General features: G+C 58.3%; 13 protein-coding genes. 5 read left to right on the top strand and 8 right to left on the bottom strand.

Annotated elements, in window-relative coordinates; all coding sequences use genetic code 11:
- The first annotated feature begins 537 nt into the window (after positions 1-537).
- Together hpnH and FKW19_RS11855 are read left to right on the top strand one after the other, a co-directional pair.
- Positions 538-1,749, top strand: a complete 1,212-nt coding sequence (gene hpnH, locus FKW19_RS11860) for an adenosyl-hopene transferase HpnH (protein WP_089178572.1) — start codon at positions 538-540, stop codon at positions 1,747-1,749.
- 160 nt (positions 1,750-1,909) lie between these two features.
- Entirely contained in the window at positions 1,910-3,292 is a 1,383-nt protein-coding gene (locus tag FKW19_RS11855; RefSeq protein WP_006116954.1) for a hemolysin family protein, read from the top strand.
- Positions 3,293-3,435: 143 nt separating this feature from the next.
- Here FKW19_RS11855 and FKW19_RS11850 read toward each other — a convergent pair whose 3' ends face one another.
- Together FKW19_RS11850 and FKW19_RS11845 are read right to left on the bottom strand one after the other, a co-directional pair.
- Positions 3,436-5,397: a lytic transglycosylase domain-containing protein gene (locus FKW19_RS11850; protein ID WP_063353532.1), complete on the bottom strand. Its 1,962-nt coding sequence runs from the start codon at positions 5,395-5,397 to the stop codon at positions 3,436-3,438.
- Positions 5,398-5,621: 224 nt separating this feature from the next.
- Positions 5,622-6,476, bottom strand: a complete 855-nt coding sequence (locus tag FKW19_RS11845) for a uracil-DNA glycosylase family protein (protein WP_089178573.1) — start codon at positions 6,474-6,476, stop codon at positions 5,622-5,624.
- A 156-nt stretch (positions 6,477-6,632) separates the two neighbouring features.
- Between FKW19_RS11845 and FKW19_RS11840 the strand changes: the two genes are divergently transcribed.
- From FKW19_RS11840 to FKW19_RS11830, 3 genes are all read left to right on the top strand, one after another.
- Positions 6,633-8,495, top strand: a complete 1,863-nt coding sequence (locus FKW19_RS11840; RefSeq protein WP_089178574.1) for a tetratricopeptide repeat protein — start codon at positions 6,633-6,635, stop codon at positions 8,493-8,495.
- Entirely contained in the window at positions 8,492-9,397 is a 906-nt protein-coding gene (locus FKW19_RS11835; protein ID WP_006116958.1) for a 4-(cytidine 5'-diphospho)-2-C-methyl-D-erythritol kinase, read from the top strand. The genes FKW19_RS11840 and FKW19_RS11835 overlap by 4 nt, the downstream gene beginning before the upstream one ends.
- Positions 9,398-9,487: 90 nt before the next feature.
- Positions 9,488-9,883 carry a hypothetical protein gene (locus FKW19_RS11830; RefSeq protein WP_006116959.1) on the top strand — a complete coding sequence of 132 codons (396 nt, stop codon included), beginning with the start codon at positions 9,488-9,490 and terminating at the stop codon, positions 9,881-9,883.
- A gap of 89 nt (positions 9,884-9,972) precedes the next feature.
- Here FKW19_RS11830 and FKW19_RS11825 read toward each other — a convergent pair whose 3' ends face one another.
- From FKW19_RS11825 to FKW19_RS11800, 6 genes are all read right to left on the bottom strand, one after another.
- Positions 9,973-10,980 carry an SDR family oxidoreductase gene (locus FKW19_RS11825; protein WP_089178575.1) on the bottom strand — a complete coding sequence of 336 codons (1,008 nt, stop codon included), beginning with the start codon at positions 10,978-10,980 and terminating at the stop codon, positions 9,973-9,975.
- Between the two features lie 134 nt (positions 10,981-11,114).
- Positions 11,115-11,693, bottom strand: coding sequence for a YqaA family protein (locus FKW19_RS11820; RefSeq protein ID WP_006116961.1), 579 nt, complete (start codon positions 11,691-11,693; stop codon positions 11,115-11,117).
- A 13-nt stretch (positions 11,694-11,706) separates the two neighbouring features.
- Positions 11,707-11,916, bottom strand: a complete 210-nt coding sequence (locus tag FKW19_RS11815; RefSeq protein ID WP_003625103.1) for a hypothetical protein — start codon at positions 11,914-11,916, stop codon at positions 11,707-11,709.
- The gene (locus FKW19_RS11810) at positions 11,909-13,405 is read right to left on the bottom strand and encodes an MATE family efflux transporter (protein ID WP_039891908.1); all 1,497 of its coding nucleotides are present in this window, start codon (positions 13,403-13,405) and stop codon (positions 11,909-11,911) included. The genes FKW19_RS11815 and FKW19_RS11810 overlap by 8 nt, the downstream gene beginning before the upstream one ends.
- 146 nt (positions 13,406-13,551) lie before the next feature.
- Positions 13,552-14,358: an ABC transporter ATP-binding protein gene (locus tag FKW19_RS11805; RefSeq protein ID WP_089178576.1), complete on the bottom strand. Its 807-nt coding sequence runs from the start codon at positions 14,356-14,358 to the stop codon at positions 13,552-13,554.
- A 5-nt stretch (positions 14,359-14,363) separates the two neighbouring features.
- Complete coding sequence (locus FKW19_RS11800) at positions 14,364-15,395, bottom strand: ABC transporter permease (protein ID WP_039891910.1); 1,032 nt, start codon at positions 15,393-15,395, stop codon at positions 14,364-14,366.
- Between the last annotated feature and the right edge of the window lie 38 nt (positions 15,396-15,433).

Here is a 15,433-nt window from a genome sequence, read left to right as displayed (position 1 = left end):
CTGCTCAACCGAGAGATTGCGCAGGTCCGCCGGATACTCAACCCGGTCCAGCGCAGGAAAACGCCCTAACGTCGGAATCGGTGAAGGCGCGCTCTTGTCCTGAGAACTGTCCATGCGATCGTTTCCATCTTTTTGTTGCGGGCTGCTGTCTGGTACCTGGGCGGATGACGCAACCCGAAGTGTGTCTTACGCCGCGTTTGCATGCCGACAGACATCGCGATCCGATGGCATGTGGTTTAATGTTTCACGCAAGAACGCAAGTATTGAAACAAAACAAGCTGGTGATTGTGGCCTTTTTGCAACAGGAGTGTGAAAACACTTGAGCTTGACAAACCACACAACATATATGCAGGCCAATATCTTCTTTCATGCGTGGCCGCGTAACGCGTGTATTCAGTATGCTGTCTGACCACCTGATGGCTCAGGGCGGAAATACTTGCCGCGGGTAGCACGGCCGCGTTTCTTGTTACACACTGAACTGAACAAGTTCTTTCCAGTCACGATACGGGCGTAAGTGATGCGCCGGAGCGGGGGTTTATGGCCGTACCGATAATGCAGGCCGTCAGGGTCGGCAAATATGTCGTCACACAGCATCTCAAGAAGCGGAAGCGCTATCCGCTTGTGCTGATGCTTGAGCCGCTTTTCCGTTGCAATCTGGCATGCGCAGGTTGCGGGAAGATCGACTACCCGGCTGCCATTCTCAACCAGCGCATGACCGTGCAGGAATGCATGGATGCAGATGCCGAGGCAGGCGCGCCAGTTGTGGCTGTGGCCGGTGGTGAACCGCTGCTGCACAAGGAAATGCCGCAGATTATTCGCGGTCTGATTGCGCGTAAAAAATACGTTTACCTGTGCACAAATGCCCTGCTGCTTGAAAAGAAGATGGATGAATATGAACCATCCCCCTTCTTCTCTTGGGATGTGCATCTGGATGGTGACAAAACCATGCACGATTCCTCCGTCTGCCAGGATGGGGTGTATGAACGTGCCGTGGCAGCCATTAAAAAAGCCAAGGAGCGCGGCTTCCGCGTTTCCATCAACTGCACCCTGTTTGATGGCGCAGATCCGCAGCGTGTTGCCAGTTTCTTTGATGAAGTGATGGCAATGGGCGTGGACGGAATCATGACCGCACCGGGTTATGCCTACGAACGCGCACCAGATCAGGAACACTTCCTGAACCGCCAGAAAACCAAGCAGCTTTTCCGCGATATCTTCCGTTTGGGCAAAGGCCACAAATGGCGGTTTACGCAGTCTCCGCTGTTCCTGAACTTCCTGGCGGGGAACGAGCAGTACCACTGCACGCCGTGGGGCAAGCCGCTGCGTAACGTGTTTGGCTGGCAGCGCCCGTGCTATCTGCTGGGTGAAGGCTATGCCAAGTCCTTCCGTGAGCTGATGGATGACACGAAGTGGGATGATTACGGCACCGGTAACTACGAAAAATGCGCTGATTGCATGGTGCATTCCGGTTACGAATCCACCGCTGTGATGGATGCCGTGCGCCGCCCTTGGCATATTGCCAAAGTGGCGCTGTTTGGCCCCGAAACAGAAAAACCAATGGCTCCGGAAATCTCGCTGGCAAACCAGCGCCCGGCCCAGTACGTCTTCTCCAAACAGGTGGAAGAACAGATGGACGCCATTGCCGCACGCAAGCCTGCCAAGGCCCCACGTGTGAAGGTGATTCGCACAGCCGAAGGCGCAAACGATGCTCCGGTAGCAAAGCCAGCAGTAGAAGCCACTGCGGCAGACTGATCGGGCCTTCCGAATCGGGTTTTAAAAAGGAGCGGTTCCCGCAAGGGGCCGCTCTTTTTTTGCGCTGAACGCCTAAAACATACCGAATTGGTCCGCTTTATCCGGAAGGCAGACATACTGCCGCCGCATAAGGCAATACGCTTTCCTGTATGGCCTAGCTGTGGCTTTGGGGGAAATCATCCCCTATTCTGCCCGCCAGAAACCCGCCACGCGGGTACCCTACACAGAGGGCATATCGTTTTTCATGGCACTTTCCATTCTTGTCATTTTCTTTCTGGTGTTGCTGAACGCCGTGTTTGCCATGGGGGAACTTGCACTTATTTCCGTGCGTATCCCCCGGCTGGTCATGTTGCAGGAACAAGGTGTACGCGGGGCCGAGCGGGCCATGCGGCTGGCGGAAGACCCGCAAATCTTCTTGCCCACAGTGCAAGTGGGCATGACACTTGTTTCCATTCTGGAAGGCACATTTGGTGGGGTGCAGATAGAAGCACACCTTACCCCCATGCTGGAGCGTATTCCGGCCATTAAACCTATTGCCCCGCAGCTTTCCATGATTGTGGTGGTGGTGCTGATTACGGCGATTATGCTGGTGCTGGGTGAGCTTGTGCCCAAGCAACTGGCCCTGCGCGAACCAGAAAAAGTGGCCGCCCGTCTGGCTGCACCGCTGGAGGTTCTGGCCAATGCCACCCGCCCGGTGGTGTGGCTGCTGCGCCAGTCTTCCAACGTGGTTCTGCGCCTGATGGGTGCGGCAGATGCTGTAAACCAGACGCTGACGGAAGAAGAACTGAAAGCCTACATTGCAGAAGGCGCGCGCTTGGGCGTGCTGGAGCATGAAGAACGCACCATGATCGAACGTCTGCTGCGCCTTGCAGACAGGCCCGTGCGTGCCATCATGACCCCCAGAAACGAGCTGGTATGGATAGACCGCCATGCCGGGCGCGAGGCACTGGTGCAGGCACTCAAGCAAACCACCTATGCCCGCCTTGTGGTGTGCGAGGGTGGGGTGGATAACCCCGTAGGTGTGGTTTTGGCCAAGGATATGCTGGACCGCGTTCTAGACGGCATGCCTGCCTCTATAGAGGCAGGTTTGCGCCCAATGGTGGTGGTGCCAGATAGTATTTCCGCGCTGGATATGCTGGAGCGCATGCGCAGTATTCCACTGGGCATGGCCTTTGTGTTTGATGAATACGGGGCGTTTGAAGGCATTGTTACGGCGTCTGATTTGTTTGATGCCATTGTGGGGGAAACTTCGCACGAGCCTCAAAAACTCACGCGCCTGAACACAGAACCGGCCCCAGATGCGGTGCTGATGCTGGATGGCACGGAATCCGCCGATGAAGTGAAAGACCAACTGGCCATCAAAACCCTGCCGGAAGAAGGCAGCTACCACACGCTGGGCGGCCTTATTCTGGCCCTTCTGCGTCGTGTGCCAGCGGTGGGGGATAAGGTGGCTTACGAGGGATGGCTGTTTGAGGTGCTGGAAATGGAGGGCCGTCGTGTTTCTCGCGTGCGGGCCAGCAGGCAGCCTCTGGCGGAAAACTGAGAGGCCACCACGCGGGCAGGTATTTGGCCTGCCCCAAGGGGCTCTCATGCAGCCTTGCAACAGGTTATAAAAAAGGGGCGCAGCCGGTTAAAGCTGCGCCCCTTTTTTATGCGATAAGCCCTCTAAACCTGCGCCGCAGAGCCTTAATGAAGGGTGCGGGTGTTGAGCGTATGCGCCAGTGCTTTTTCATCCTCAAAGTCTGGCCATGTGCTTTGGGCCAAGGCTGTAAGGGAAGGTGTCGGCAGCTTCATCTTGGCGGCATACATCCACAGGTAAGCAAGGGTGTGGTGCACGTAATCCCGCGTTTCTGTGTTGGGTAGCAGCTCCATAAACAGCAGCGGATCATTAGCTGCTGGGCCGGTGGAACTTTCCCAATGCGCAAGGGCGGAAGGCCCTGCGTTATAGCTGGCAAGCAGGCGGATAATATCTCCACCACGTGCCTCTGTGTGGTTGCTCTGGCGCGTTAGCCCCGCCAGATACTGCACATAGCGCTGCCCGATTTCCAGATTGATGCTGGGGTCATGCAGGGCTTCGGCGGAATGCACAAAATGGTGGTTCAGATTGGTGGGGGACTCGCTGGTGACAAAATCAGCCGTAAGAGGGCGGATCTGCATCAGGCCATGCGCCCCTGCGCCGGAAACAGCACGTGGGTCGAAGTTCGATTCCACACGGGCGAGTGCGTAAACAAGGGCAGGGTCCATGGTAAAGCCGTGCCGGGGGCGCAGCAGGGGCAGGGGTGTATCCTCTGCATTCTGCGCCGTGGCGGCATGGGTGTTCAGGGCATCGGCCATTTCTGTAGCCAGATCATGCAGCCCGGCTGTTTGCGCCACAAGCTGGAAGGCCCGCGCCAGTGTCACGTCTCGCAGGTCTGGCCATGCGCGGCGGATGGCGTTTTCTGCCATTTCCGGCTCACCAACTTGCAGCAGGGCAAACACGCGGCGGCCTACTTCGGAACTGCCAACGGCTTCGATATCAATTTCCGTTAGCACCGGAGCGGAGGACGCACCGTTATCCGGAACGGGGCTGTTTTCCAGCGGCTTAAAGCCAATAGCGTGTGTATGGGCGTTAGAGGCCGCATGGTCTGCCGGGGCTGGCTGCAACATCCGATAGGCCAGAAGCCCATAGAAACTACGCGGGAAAGCTGCCGCGTGTTGGAGCCACACATGCTGAGCATGGGCATTGCCGGTTTTTCCGTGCCCACGTGCGGCCCAAAAGGCGCAGGCGGCCCGCATTTCAGGCATGGCGCGCGGGGCGTGGGAGGCTTTTTCAAAAAACGGAATGGCTTCTGCGTAGGCTTGCTTCTGCCACAGGGCCAGCCCTGTAATGTAGCTGGCCAGTGGATTGCGCTCGCGGGAAAGGTGTACAGCCGTGCGGCCAATATCCAGCGCCATATCCGTTTCACCCGAAACCAGCATGGCCTGTGCGGTTTCCGCTTGAAGCTGGGCCGCGTAAGCGGGCGTCATGCCCGGTGTAATGCTGATAAGGTGCAATGCACTGTGCACGCCCTTTAGCCCCCATGTGGTGCGTTCGCGCAAGGTGCGGTCTAGCAGGGGGTTACGGGTGAATTCCTGCGCCAGTGGGCCAGCCGCAAGGGCGGCGTGGGCCGGGGCTAAGTGGTCTGCCGGTGGGGCAGGGGGTAACGGGCCACCCCGTTCGGGCAGCGCGGCAAGGCGTGCCCATATGGCCGGAGCATCGGCATAGCTGGTGTATTGTTTCAGCCAGTTCCGCAGCTCGGTCGCGTTGGGGTGGTAATTCGGGTTTAGGTAACGGTCTGCCTGTAGCTCACCCAACAGGGTGGAATCTGTGAGATGCGTGGTGCTGCTAATGGCTTCCGTGAACGCCCCCTGCTGTTGCAGGCGCAAAATAGCGCGCACCTGAGTGGCAACTTCCGGGGGAAGAGGTTTGGGGAGTGTAACATCATCACCTTCGGGGAAAGCCTGGCGTGGCAGAACCATAGCCAGCTCTTCGCTGTACGGTTCTGGCCCGGCTTCCGGGGGCTTGGCATGGGCTCTCGTCACAACGACGGAAGCGCTGGCCAAAAGGGCGGCACCAGCCAGAATGGCTTTTGCCGCGATCTGATGAGGAATTTGACCTATCGCTCGCATGGCTGGCGGGGTCTAGGCCCTTCCAGCCTAAAAGGCAAGTTTCCTGTCTGTAAGAAAAGGGAAAGGTTCTTCAAAAATTGTTGCATTCCCTGTGGTGAATCGCTGGTCAAGCTGGAAGAATTTCTATGATTTGCGCAGGTATTCCCACGGTTTATGCAACGTATTTCTTGCTGACATATTCTGTAACATCTGGCGTAGCGCTTACGCTTACATGCGTGTGCTGATTACATGCTTTGGCTGTCTTGGCGCAGGGTATCCATCACCGTCATCAGTGTTGCCCATATTTCACGCCGTGCAGCGGGGCTGGCCCGAAGTTGAAGCGGATGGCGCATGACCATAACCGGCAACGCAGGCAACCCCGGCAAGGTAATCTCCTGCCAGTTGCGGCGGGGCAGATCCGTTGTTTTGCCGAGCAGCATCCGGGCAGGCAGCCGCCCGCATAGCAACAGGCGCTGGGGGGCAAATAACGTTATGGCGCGTTCCAGAAAGGGGCGGCAGATGCGCTGATCCATCTCTGTTGGTGCGGTGCCCCCGGCTGGCCGCCACGGCAGGGCCGTAGCAAGGGCCAGTTGGCTGCGTTCCAAAGGCAGTGGGGCCAGCATGGTATCCAGCAGGGTGCCACATAGGCCTGCAAAAACCTGCCCGCTTCTATCTTCATCCTCATCCGGGGCTTCCCCAATCAGCATCAACGGGGCGTGGTGTGGCCCGGCGGGCATAAGGGTGTGCATGGCAGCGCCGCGCAAAGGGCATGCCATGAAGGAATCCATCGCCTGAAACAGCTCTTCTGGCGTAGTGGCGGCGGCGGCAAGGCGCTGCGCCTGTTCCACGGTATCTGCAAAGCTGGTGGGGGCAGGCTGCTGCTGTGGGGGGCGTTGCGCAGTGGTGGCAGGTGCCGGTGTTCTGCCCGTTCCGGGCTGCGGCGGTGTGTACGGTGGTGCCTGTTGGGGCGTTTTGCCCCGTAGCGGAGGCAACACAAGCCCGGCCCCGGCATGCCGATGATCGACCGCAGCATCGGTTACAGCAACATCCACGCCCCATTCCGTATAAAGGCGCAGGAGAGACAGAGCAGCTTCCATCATATAAACCGTATCATAAAGCGGACGGTTTGGTGGTTTGGCGCGGGCGCGTTAGACAAAACCAGTCGTTCATGTCGTTCCTTTCCGCTCTGCCAGAAGGGGTGGGGCATCCGTGGGCGGCCTGCCCGGTTGCCACCGTATCCTGTAGATAGGGTTCTTATGCTGTTTTGTCGCCTTCTGCCTACGGTTTTCATGCTGCTTTCCGCCACTGTGCTGGCTTCTCCGCTGTATGCGGCCCAGCCCGATACATCTGGCGCAGCCCTTAAAGGGGCCGAACCCAAAGCAGATACTGCGGTTATGCATGCGCCTGTCGGGCATGTCGATTCGGGGGCGTTTCTAAGCGCCGTCATTGCCGTTCGCAGGGGGGATGACCTTCAGGCCGCACGCTCTTTCCGCCAGGCCGCAGCCGCAGACCCACAGAATATGGACCTGCTGAAGCAGGCTTTTGTGCGCAGTGTTATGGCGGGGGATGCCGATGCGGTGCCGCTGGCCCACAAGTTGGATAAGCTGCCCGGCGCGCAAAGCGTCATCTCCGCTTTGGTGTTGGGGAACGATGCCGCTGCGCGCGGTGAGTGGGGCGAGGCGCTAACCTATTACCACCAAGCACGCACAGACCCGCTGACACATCTTATTATGCCGCTATTGCTGGCATGGTGTGAACAGGCCCAAGGCCATGCGGATGCGGCGGTGGAAAGCCTGACCCATATTCAAAAATCTGTTCTGGTGCCGTTTTACACGCTGCACGCCGCCCTGATTGCGCAGGTAGCAGGCCAGACAGACCGCGCAGGCCAGCTTTTTGATGCAACGCGCAAGATCATGCCGGGGGGTGATCTGCTGCTCACCCGTTCCTACGCCGCATGGTTGTGGGAGCACGGGCAGAAAGAAAAAGCCCGCGCCGAGCTGCGCAAGCTGGAAGGGGATGATCCAGTTCTGTTGCTGGCTGGCCCGCAGCTTCAGGCCACCATTTCGCACTTCCCGGTTACATCGGCGCGCGGAGGTATTGCGCGGGCTTACATTCTTACGGCGTTTTTGCTGCGCCAACAGGGGCGGGAGCAAGCCCAACAGGCCGCAGCCACAGGCGGCATGGTGGGGAATGATGCCAACCTCTACCAGTTTAACGAGGCCGCACGTCTGATGCTGGGCTTTGCCTTGGCGATGGACCCCACATTGGCTGAAGCCCGTCTGATGCTGGCCGAAATCCAGATTGATGAAGACCACGGGGCTGCTGCGCGTGAAACATTGCTGCGCGTGCCGCAGTCTGACCCCATGTCCCCCGTGGCGCGGCTGCGGCTGGCGGTGCTGGATTCCACGCCCGATCAGGCCACCGAGGCGGTAAACCTGTTGCGCCCGCTTGTGGCCCAGTTGCCAGATCAGATTCTGCTTCAGCGTGCCTTGGGCAATGCGCTGGTGCAGCAGAAGGACTGGAAAGGCGCAATTGCCGCCTATACCAAAGCCATAGACCTTGCCACAGCCCAAAAAGATGTGGATTGGACGCTGCTTTTCCTGCGCGCCATGGTGTACCACGAAATGGGGGATTGGCCCCACGCGCGGGATGATGCCCGCGCCGCACTGGCTTACGCGCCAGACGAATCCATGCTGCTGAATTTTCTGGGGTATTCTATGGTGGAGCGGCATGAAAACCTGCCCGAAGCCGAAAAACTTTTGCGCAAGGCGCACCAGCTTTCCCCCGATGATGCCGCTATTACAGACAGCCTCGGCTGGGTGCGCGCAGAGCGTGGAGACCTGAACGAGGCGCTGGATCTTTTAGAAAAAGCCGCAGAAAAAACACCAGAAGACCCGGAAGTGAATTATCATCTGGGCGAGGTTTACTGGCGGCAGGGCCGCAAGACCGAAGCCATAGATCAGTGGAACGTGGCTTTGGGGCTGCACCCTATTCCGTCGGATGAAGTATTGATACGTGCTGCGCTCAAGCGCGCAGGTGTGGAGCCGGATGCCAAAAAGGCAGATCAGGCCGCGCCTGCTAAAGTTGCGCCGCAGGATAAAGGAACACACACGCCATGACAGTTGATGTTCTGGATGTTGCAACCACAACCCTGACAGAAATTGCCCCTGCAAAAATCAATCTGTATTTGCACGTTACTGGCCGCAGGCCAGATGGATACCACTTGCTGGATAGCCTTGTGGTGTTTGCTGGCGCTGGTGATGTGCTGCGTTATGAGCCGGGTTCTGAACCTCTGCATCTCAAGCTGGAAGGCCGCTTTGGCCGCGCCCTTGGGGCAGATGCCGCCGGGGCTGATAATCTGGTTATGAAAGCCGCCGCAGTGCTGCGTGATCTGGCCGGGCCGGATGCCAATGTGCAGGGCGGCTGCCTTGTGCTGGAAAAAAACCTGCCCGTGGCCTCTGGCATTGGTGGGGGTTCGGCAGATGCCGCTGCGGCCCTACGCCTGCTAAACCGGGCATGGAACGCGCAGGTGGGTGAACCAACCCTGTTCCGTGTAGCGGAAACATTGGGGGCGGATGTGCCCGTATGCCTGCTAAGCCAGACCGTGCGGATGGAAGGTATTGGGGAAACCCTTACCCCCGCGCCGCGTTTGCCAGAGTGTGGCCTTGTGTTGGTAAATTGCGGGCAGGCTGTTTCCACCCCGGATGTGTTCCGCAAAAGAACCGGCGATTTTGTGCCTAGGGCTGCTTTGCCGCAAAGCTGGCCCAATAGTGCTGCTATGGTGGAAACCTTAAAGGCGCAGGAAAACAGTCTGGAAGCTCCGGCATGCAATGTATGCCCGCCCGTTAAGCGGGTGTTGGCCGATATTGCCATGCAACCAGAATGCCAGTTGGCCCGCATGAGCGGTTCTGGCGCCACGTGTTTTGGCGTGTTCCCTACCGTAGAAGCCGCGCGAGAAGCGGCAGACAGGTTGGCAGATGCACACGCCGCATGGTGGGTGTGGGGTGGTGCTCTGGTTTAAGGGGCTTTGCCACACCATATCAGCGTAAAGTTTTTTGGTGAGCCGAAAGGGCGCAAGCCTGTTTTGGGGTAACCGAGGGTAGGAGGTTATATGTCTTCCAAGCTTGATCTGTCTCTTTCAGCAGACCACACAGAAGTACATCTTAAGGTGCTAGAGCAGGAAGATCAGCCTGCGGTAGATATTGCGCTTTCGGTAGAAGACATCACCCGGCTGATTCAGGTTTTGGGCCAGTGCCGGGAAACAATGCTGGAAGGTAAGGAGCTGCCGCCCATAGAAGGCGCTACTTTTACACCTGTTACGCGCACCAAATGGGCGCTTCAACCCGAAGCCAGCACGGATGGTTCTGTTCTGGCTTTTCAGCACCCGGCCTTTGGCCCGGTAGGGCTTGTGCTGCCACCAGCAGATGCAGACCGCCTGATGCATGGTTTGCACATGCACCAGCAAATGCGCCAGCAGCCTATTAAACCACGCGGGCGTTTGAACTGATTTCTGGCTGTTTATTCAGATGGCATCATTAAGGCCGCAAAAATTTGCCCCGTGCAGCAGAAAAACCACACGGGGCAGAAAGCAGGTGGTCAGGATTTCCGGCAGTTACGAATATGCGCCATCAGGGCGGTAAGGCTCATGGCCGTAAGCGCACCAAAAATGCTTGCCCGCAAGCTGCTGGAAACAAAAAAGGTTAGCGGGCTGTCCACCCTGCGGGAGTGTTCATTAAACGGGCCTTGCGCCCCAAAGGAACCGGGCACGGATTTGTACAAATCATCCGGCTGCGGGCCTTCTGCCCAATCATGCTCCATCTGGGCCTTATAGCCTTTCTCTGCCAAGCGGGCTTCACGGCAGCCGGGGGCAATCATGTGCCACAGGGCGGCAAAGCTGTTGGTGGCGCCAATGGAGATAGAGCGGCTGGTGCTAAAGGCGGCACGGCAAATGGCTTCTGCCGCTACTTCGGGTTCATACACCGGGCCAACGGGTTTTAAGCGCTTGCCCGTAAGGTTGCGTGTCCAGCCATAATGGGGGGTGTTGATGGCGGGTAAATCCACCATCACCACGCGAATATTATCGGCATCGTGCCGCAGCTCTGGGCGCAGGCTTTCACAAAAACCGCGCAGGGCAGAACGTGCCCCGTTTTCTGCTGCCTGAAGCAGCATGCCGCGTAAATTGGGGGCCAGATCCAGATTGATAATAGCCCCTTGCCCGCGCCGACGCATAACGCCAAGTGCGGCCAATGTGCCGTTTACGCTGCCCAGATAGGTTACCTCTGTGGCCCGGCGGATATCATCGGCAGAAAGAGTGGAAACCTGCCCAACAACCGTGGCCCCGGCGCAGTTGGCCCAAACCGAAATGGGGCCAAGTTCTGTTTCAATACGCTCTGCCGCATCCTGCACGGCTTTGGCGTCTGAAACATCCAGCGGAATAACCAATGACCGCACAGAATGTTTGCCCAGATTTTCTGCTGTTTCTTTCAGCCGCTTTTCATTGCGGCCCAGCAGGGCAATATCAAACCCGGCGCGGCCCAGCGCACGTGCCGCCGCGCGGCCAATACCGGCGCCTGCGCCTGTAATCACAGCTATCTGGGTTGGCATCCGCGTTTTTTCTCCCGGTTATCACTCAAGCAAGATGTTTAAAATCTGGCTACCATTTTGCGCTGCAATCGGGCAGGGCACAAGCCACAGGGCAGGGGTTCTGCCCCGCGTGGGCTTTTATGCAAGGGCCAGACTTACAGATATTTCAGCGCAATAATGCCGCCTAAAAACACGATGGCAAATGCCCCGGCCACCAGCGGCAGGCGTTTTTCCAGAAAATCCTGAATAGGGGCCCCAAAGCGCCACAAAAGGCCCGCCACCAGCATAAACCGCACACCGCGCGTTACAAGGCTGGCCAGCATAAAAGGCAAAATGGCAAAATGCGCCATGCCGCTGGCAATGGTTACAAACTTGTAGGGGATAGGCGTTAGCCCCTTAAGCAGAATAATCCACACACCCCATTGGCGGAATTTTTCCTGCAAGGTCAGAAGCGTGGCCTCGGCATGGTAAAAATGCACAATCGGGCGGGCTATCGTATCCAGCAATGCTGCCCCAATCAGCCAGCCCAGCAGGCCACCGGCCACACTGGCTACCGTGCAGATGGCGGCATAAACCCATGCCTTTTGCCTATGTGCCAACACCATGGGCACCAGTAGCGTTTCTGGCGGAAGGGGGAAAAAGCTGGCTTCTGCAAAAGCCAGCGCCGCCAGCCATAAAGGCGCGTAGGGGCTGGCGGCGTGCCGCAAAACGCGGGCATACAGGCGGTTTAGCATATGGGTTTAAATACTACATTCGTTCGCGGCGCAGAACATCCTCCGCCTTGGCGTGGATGGTATCATATTCTTCCTGCGTCAGGTTCCCCCGGTGCAGCATTTCGCTGGCCCGTGCCAGCGCATCACGCGCATGGGTGGCATCGGGAATGGGGTAGCGGCGGCCGGGCAGGGCAAAGGCATCATCGGGCAGGGCGTTGCGTTCTTCAGTTGTCAGCTTAGACATGGTTGGTCTTCCTGTCTTCCTCACACAGTTCAGAGGCACTTTCCAGTTCGTCCAGTTCCGCCATGGCAGCTTCTGCGCTGGTGGTGGGAACATCGGAAACCGGTGTGCTGCTCCGCACTCCCGCTGCCAGAGGATGCTGTGCGGGAGAGACTTCTAATGTTTGTGTCACACGGAACGCCGTCAAGACTGCAAAAGAGCCAAACACTATCGCCCCCAGCGCTTGCCCGGCCTGCACGCCAAGCGGGCCAAAGCGTGCGCCCATCATTACAAACGGAATGGTGCCCAGCGTGGCCCGGCCCCAGTTAAAAGCGGTGGAATACAGCGGAAAACCAAGGTTGTTAAAGGCGGCATTCGCTACAAACAGCATGCCCACAAACAGATAACTGCCGATTGTCCATGTGCAGAACATATGGATAAGGGCCGCAGCATCGCCTTGCGCATCATACATAGCCACAACGCCGTTTTGCGCACAGAACAGGAGCAACCATGTGGCCCCAACGCTCAGAATCACCAGCTTGAGGGCTGCACGCAGGGTTTCTCGCACACGGTCGCACTGCCCGGCGCCAAGGTTCTGGCCCATAATAGGGCCAACAGATCCGGTAAGTGCAAAAACCAGCGCAAACAGCACAGGCACCGTACGCTCGATAGAGGCCTGCCCTGCAACAGCGGCCAACCCAAAGTGCGCCATGGCCTGCGTAACGTACACACCCCCAACAGGCGTGGCCAGATTGGTAAGAATGGCCGGAAAAGCCACCGTGGCCACGCGTTTGGTATCGGGCACAATTCGGTGGGCTTGTGGCATGGCCAGCATATCGTGCCGCAATGCGCCGCGCAGGCCCACTGTTGCCACCACCGCGCGTGAAAGCACTGTGCTGATAGCCGCCCCCATAAGCCCTTCATGCAGCCCAAAAATAAACAGAGGGTCCAGCACCGCAGCAACTACGGCCCCCAGCAACGTAATGTGCATGGAGCCCTTGGCATCCCCCACCACGCGCATAAGGGAGGAAGCCCCCATACCCGCACAAATAAGGGGCAAAGCGGGGCTAACGGTGCGCAGGAATGTGGTGGCGTTGGCCAAGGCCTCACCCTGCGCGCCAAACAGCACCAGAATGGGGTGGGCAAAAATCATGGTGCCGATACCCAGCACCATTGCCAGCCCGATCATGACAGTAAGGGCGGAGGAGGCAATGCCCCGTGCCTCATCCGCACGGCCTGCGCCAATCTCACGCGCGGTGGCGGCACTTATGCCGATGGTTAGCCCGATGGAAACGGCAATCTGCAAGCCAATAACGGCCCCGGCAAAGCCAATGGCAGCCGTAAGGGCGGTGTTACCCAAGTGGCTGATATACACCATATTGAGCATATCCACCGCAAACACTGCCATAAGGCCAATGGCCCCGGTGCCAGCCATAACCAGCACGTGGCGCATGATGCTGCCGGTGGTAAAGCAGGCCTTGTGGCGTCCGCCAGGCGGGGAGGGCCGGTTCATTCATGCTCCGTGTGGGCTGTGCTGTGTGCGCGGGCCGAGATGGGTGTTGAGTATGTCATGACTTGCGCCCCCTGCGAACAGGGAGAACACGGAACATCTGCCCTGAAAGGCGTGCAAGCCCGAATAATGGGCTGCAAGAACCGCGTTTAGAGGGTGGGCGGCGTTTCTTCGGGCTTTTCTGCGTCTGCCTTGCGTTCCAGCGGGCGGCCTAAATACGCTTCCAGCACCTGCTCTGTGGGGCCATCCATACGTACCTGCCCCTGATCCAGCCAGATCAGGCGGTTGCACCAATCGGCCATTACATCCGCCATATGGCTGGAGAGCACCAGAATATCGGCACGGGAGACAAGGTTTTCAAGCCGGGCACGGGCACGGTTACGGAAGGAGGCATCCCCCGCCATAAACCATTCATCCATCAGCAACACATCGGGCATGATAGCCGTGGCCAAGCCAAAGGAAAGGCGCACCATCATGCCCGAACTGTAGGTGTTTACGGGCAGATCCATAAAAGCGCCAAGGCTGGCAAAGTTTTCTACATCGGTCTCAACCTGCGCGGTCTGCTCCTTGCTGAGGCCAGAGAACATGCCGCGCAGGCGAATGTTCTCCCGCCCGGTTAGGTCCATGTTCATGCCCAGTTCGGGGTCTAGCAGTGTGCCAATGCTGCCGCGCACCGTAACACTGCCGCCTACGGGTTCATAAATACCGGCCAGCGCGCGCAACAGCGTGGTTTTGCCCGCCCCGTTGCCACCTACAAGGCCCAGCCTGTCCCCCGGTTGCAGGGTAAAGCTTACACCTTTAAGCGCCTGCACCACCACGCGGTCTCGGTTATCGTGCATGAAGCGGGTGTTGAGCGTACGGCCCAGTGTTTTGCTGAGCGATTTGCGCAAGCTGCGGGCATTGCCATGATACAGCGGAAAGGTGATTTGCAGGTTTTCAACCGCAATATCCGTCATGCGCCTTACACCCAGTATGCCAGCCGTGTGCGCATGCGGGCGAACAGGCAGAAGGTTGCAACAATCAGCACGGCAGACCACCCAAGGGCCGCAGGCCATACGGCGGTTTGCATGACATCCCCGGTAAAGGGCGCGCGCAAAATTTCAATTAACGGAAAGAAGGGGTCTAGCAGCAGCCAGGCCTGCCCGGTTGTCATCAACTGCGGAGACCACAAAATGGGTGTTACAAAGAACATCACCTGCGTCAGGCTGGCGATAATGGGGGGCACATCCCTAAACCGCGCGCCCAGAATACCCAGCAGCAGCACGGCAAAAAAGCAGTCCACCAACCACAGGCCTGTGGCGGGCAGCAGAGTCCATGTCCATTTGGGTGCGACGTGAAACCACAAGAACACCCCGGCCACTACGGGTACGTTATGCGCAAATACCAGAATGTTGCGCACCGCCACGCGCAGCACATGCAGGGAATACGGCATGCGGGCAGCATGGATAAGCCGCGCGGCCCCTGTAAAAGTGCCACACCCTTCCTGCATGGTGCCGCCTACAAAGCCCCATAACACCAAGGAAAGGGTAAGGAAGGGCAGGTAGGTGTGCACATCTGTGTTGAGCAGATACGCATACAGCACGCCCATGGCCGCTACCATAATGGCCGTGGTGGCCGTAAGCCAGAACGGCCCCAGAATGGAGCCACGATACCGCAGCCGAATATCCAGCCAAGCCAGCGTAAGCCCCAGCCGGGCATGGCGGAAGCCGCGCGCAAAATCTTGGGCGGCATGCACAAAGTAGGAAAAACCCCGTTCTGGCACCAAATGCAGCACGGGTTGGCCCTCTGGCTGGGGGGCGTGCTGCGGCGCAGCCGAAAGAGGGGGCTGTTTTTTTGCGGCGCGTTCTTCCTGCGTATCCGGCAAGGTGGGCGTGCTGTTCATGGTGTTTAACGCGATAGAGAACCCAGCCTGTTTGTGCAAGGTTGGCTTGCTTTTTATGCTGCCATTATGGCCTGCCATATAAGCCCGTGCAGCCCTAGGGGAGCGCGCCATTTGCGCAACGATTGGCAGGAAAACACTCCGCAGAGATG

The organism is Acetobacter sp. DmW_125128, from assembly GCF_008704325.1.
Lineage (GTDB): Bacteria > Pseudomonadota > Alphaproteobacteria > Acetobacterales > Acetobacteraceae > Acetobacter > Acetobacter oryzifermentans.
This window is presented reverse-complemented; position numbering and strand designations above follow the sequence as displayed.

Excerpts from the sequence above, each read along its gene's own strand:
- FKW19_RS11850 (WP_063353532.1), bottom strand. The coding sequence starts at position 5,397 with ATGCGAGCGATAGGTCAAATTCCTCATCAGATCGCGGCAAAAGCCATT.
- FKW19_RS11805 (WP_089178576.1), bottom strand. The coding sequence starts at position 14,358 with ATGACGGATATTGCGGTTGAAAACCTGCAAATCACCTTTCCGCTGTAT.
- FKW19_RS11820 (WP_006116961.1), bottom strand. The coding sequence starts at position 11,693 with ATGCTAAACCGCCTGTATGCCCGCGTTTTGCGGCACGCCGCCAGCCCC.
- FKW19_RS11825 (WP_089178575.1), bottom strand. The coding sequence starts at position 10,980 with ATGCCAACCCAGATAGCTGTGATTACAGGCGCAGGCGCCGGTATTGGC.
- FKW19_RS11840 (WP_089178574.1), top strand. The coding sequence starts at position 6,633 with ATGCTGTTTTGTCGCCTTCTGCCTACGGTTTTCATGCTGCTTTCCGCC.
- FKW19_RS11815 (WP_003625103.1), bottom strand. The coding sequence starts at position 11,916 with ATGTCTAAGCTGACAACTGAAGAACGCAACGCCCTGCCCGATGATGCC.
- FKW19_RS11800 (WP_039891910.1), bottom strand. The coding sequence starts at position 15,395 with ATGGCGCGCTCCCCTAGGGCTGCACGGGCTTATATGGCAGGCCATAAT.
- FKW19_RS11830 (WP_006116959.1), top strand. The coding sequence starts at position 9,488 with ATGTCTTCCAAGCTTGATCTGTCTCTTTCAGCAGACCACACAGAAGTA.
- hpnH (WP_089178572.1), top strand. The coding sequence starts at position 538 with ATGGCCGTACCGATAATGCAGGCCGTCAGGGTCGGCAAATATGTCGTC.
- FKW19_RS11845 (WP_089178573.1), bottom strand. The coding sequence starts at position 6,476 with ATGATGGAAGCTGCTCTGTCTCTCCTGCGCCTTTATACGGAATGGGGC.
- FKW19_RS11810 (WP_039891908.1), bottom strand. The coding sequence starts at position 13,405 with ATGAACCGGCCCTCCCCGCCTGGCGGACGCCACAAGGCCTGCTTTACC.
- FKW19_RS11835 (WP_006116958.1), top strand. The coding sequence starts at position 8,492 with ATGACAGTTGATGTTCTGGATGTTGCAACCACAACCCTGACAGAAATT.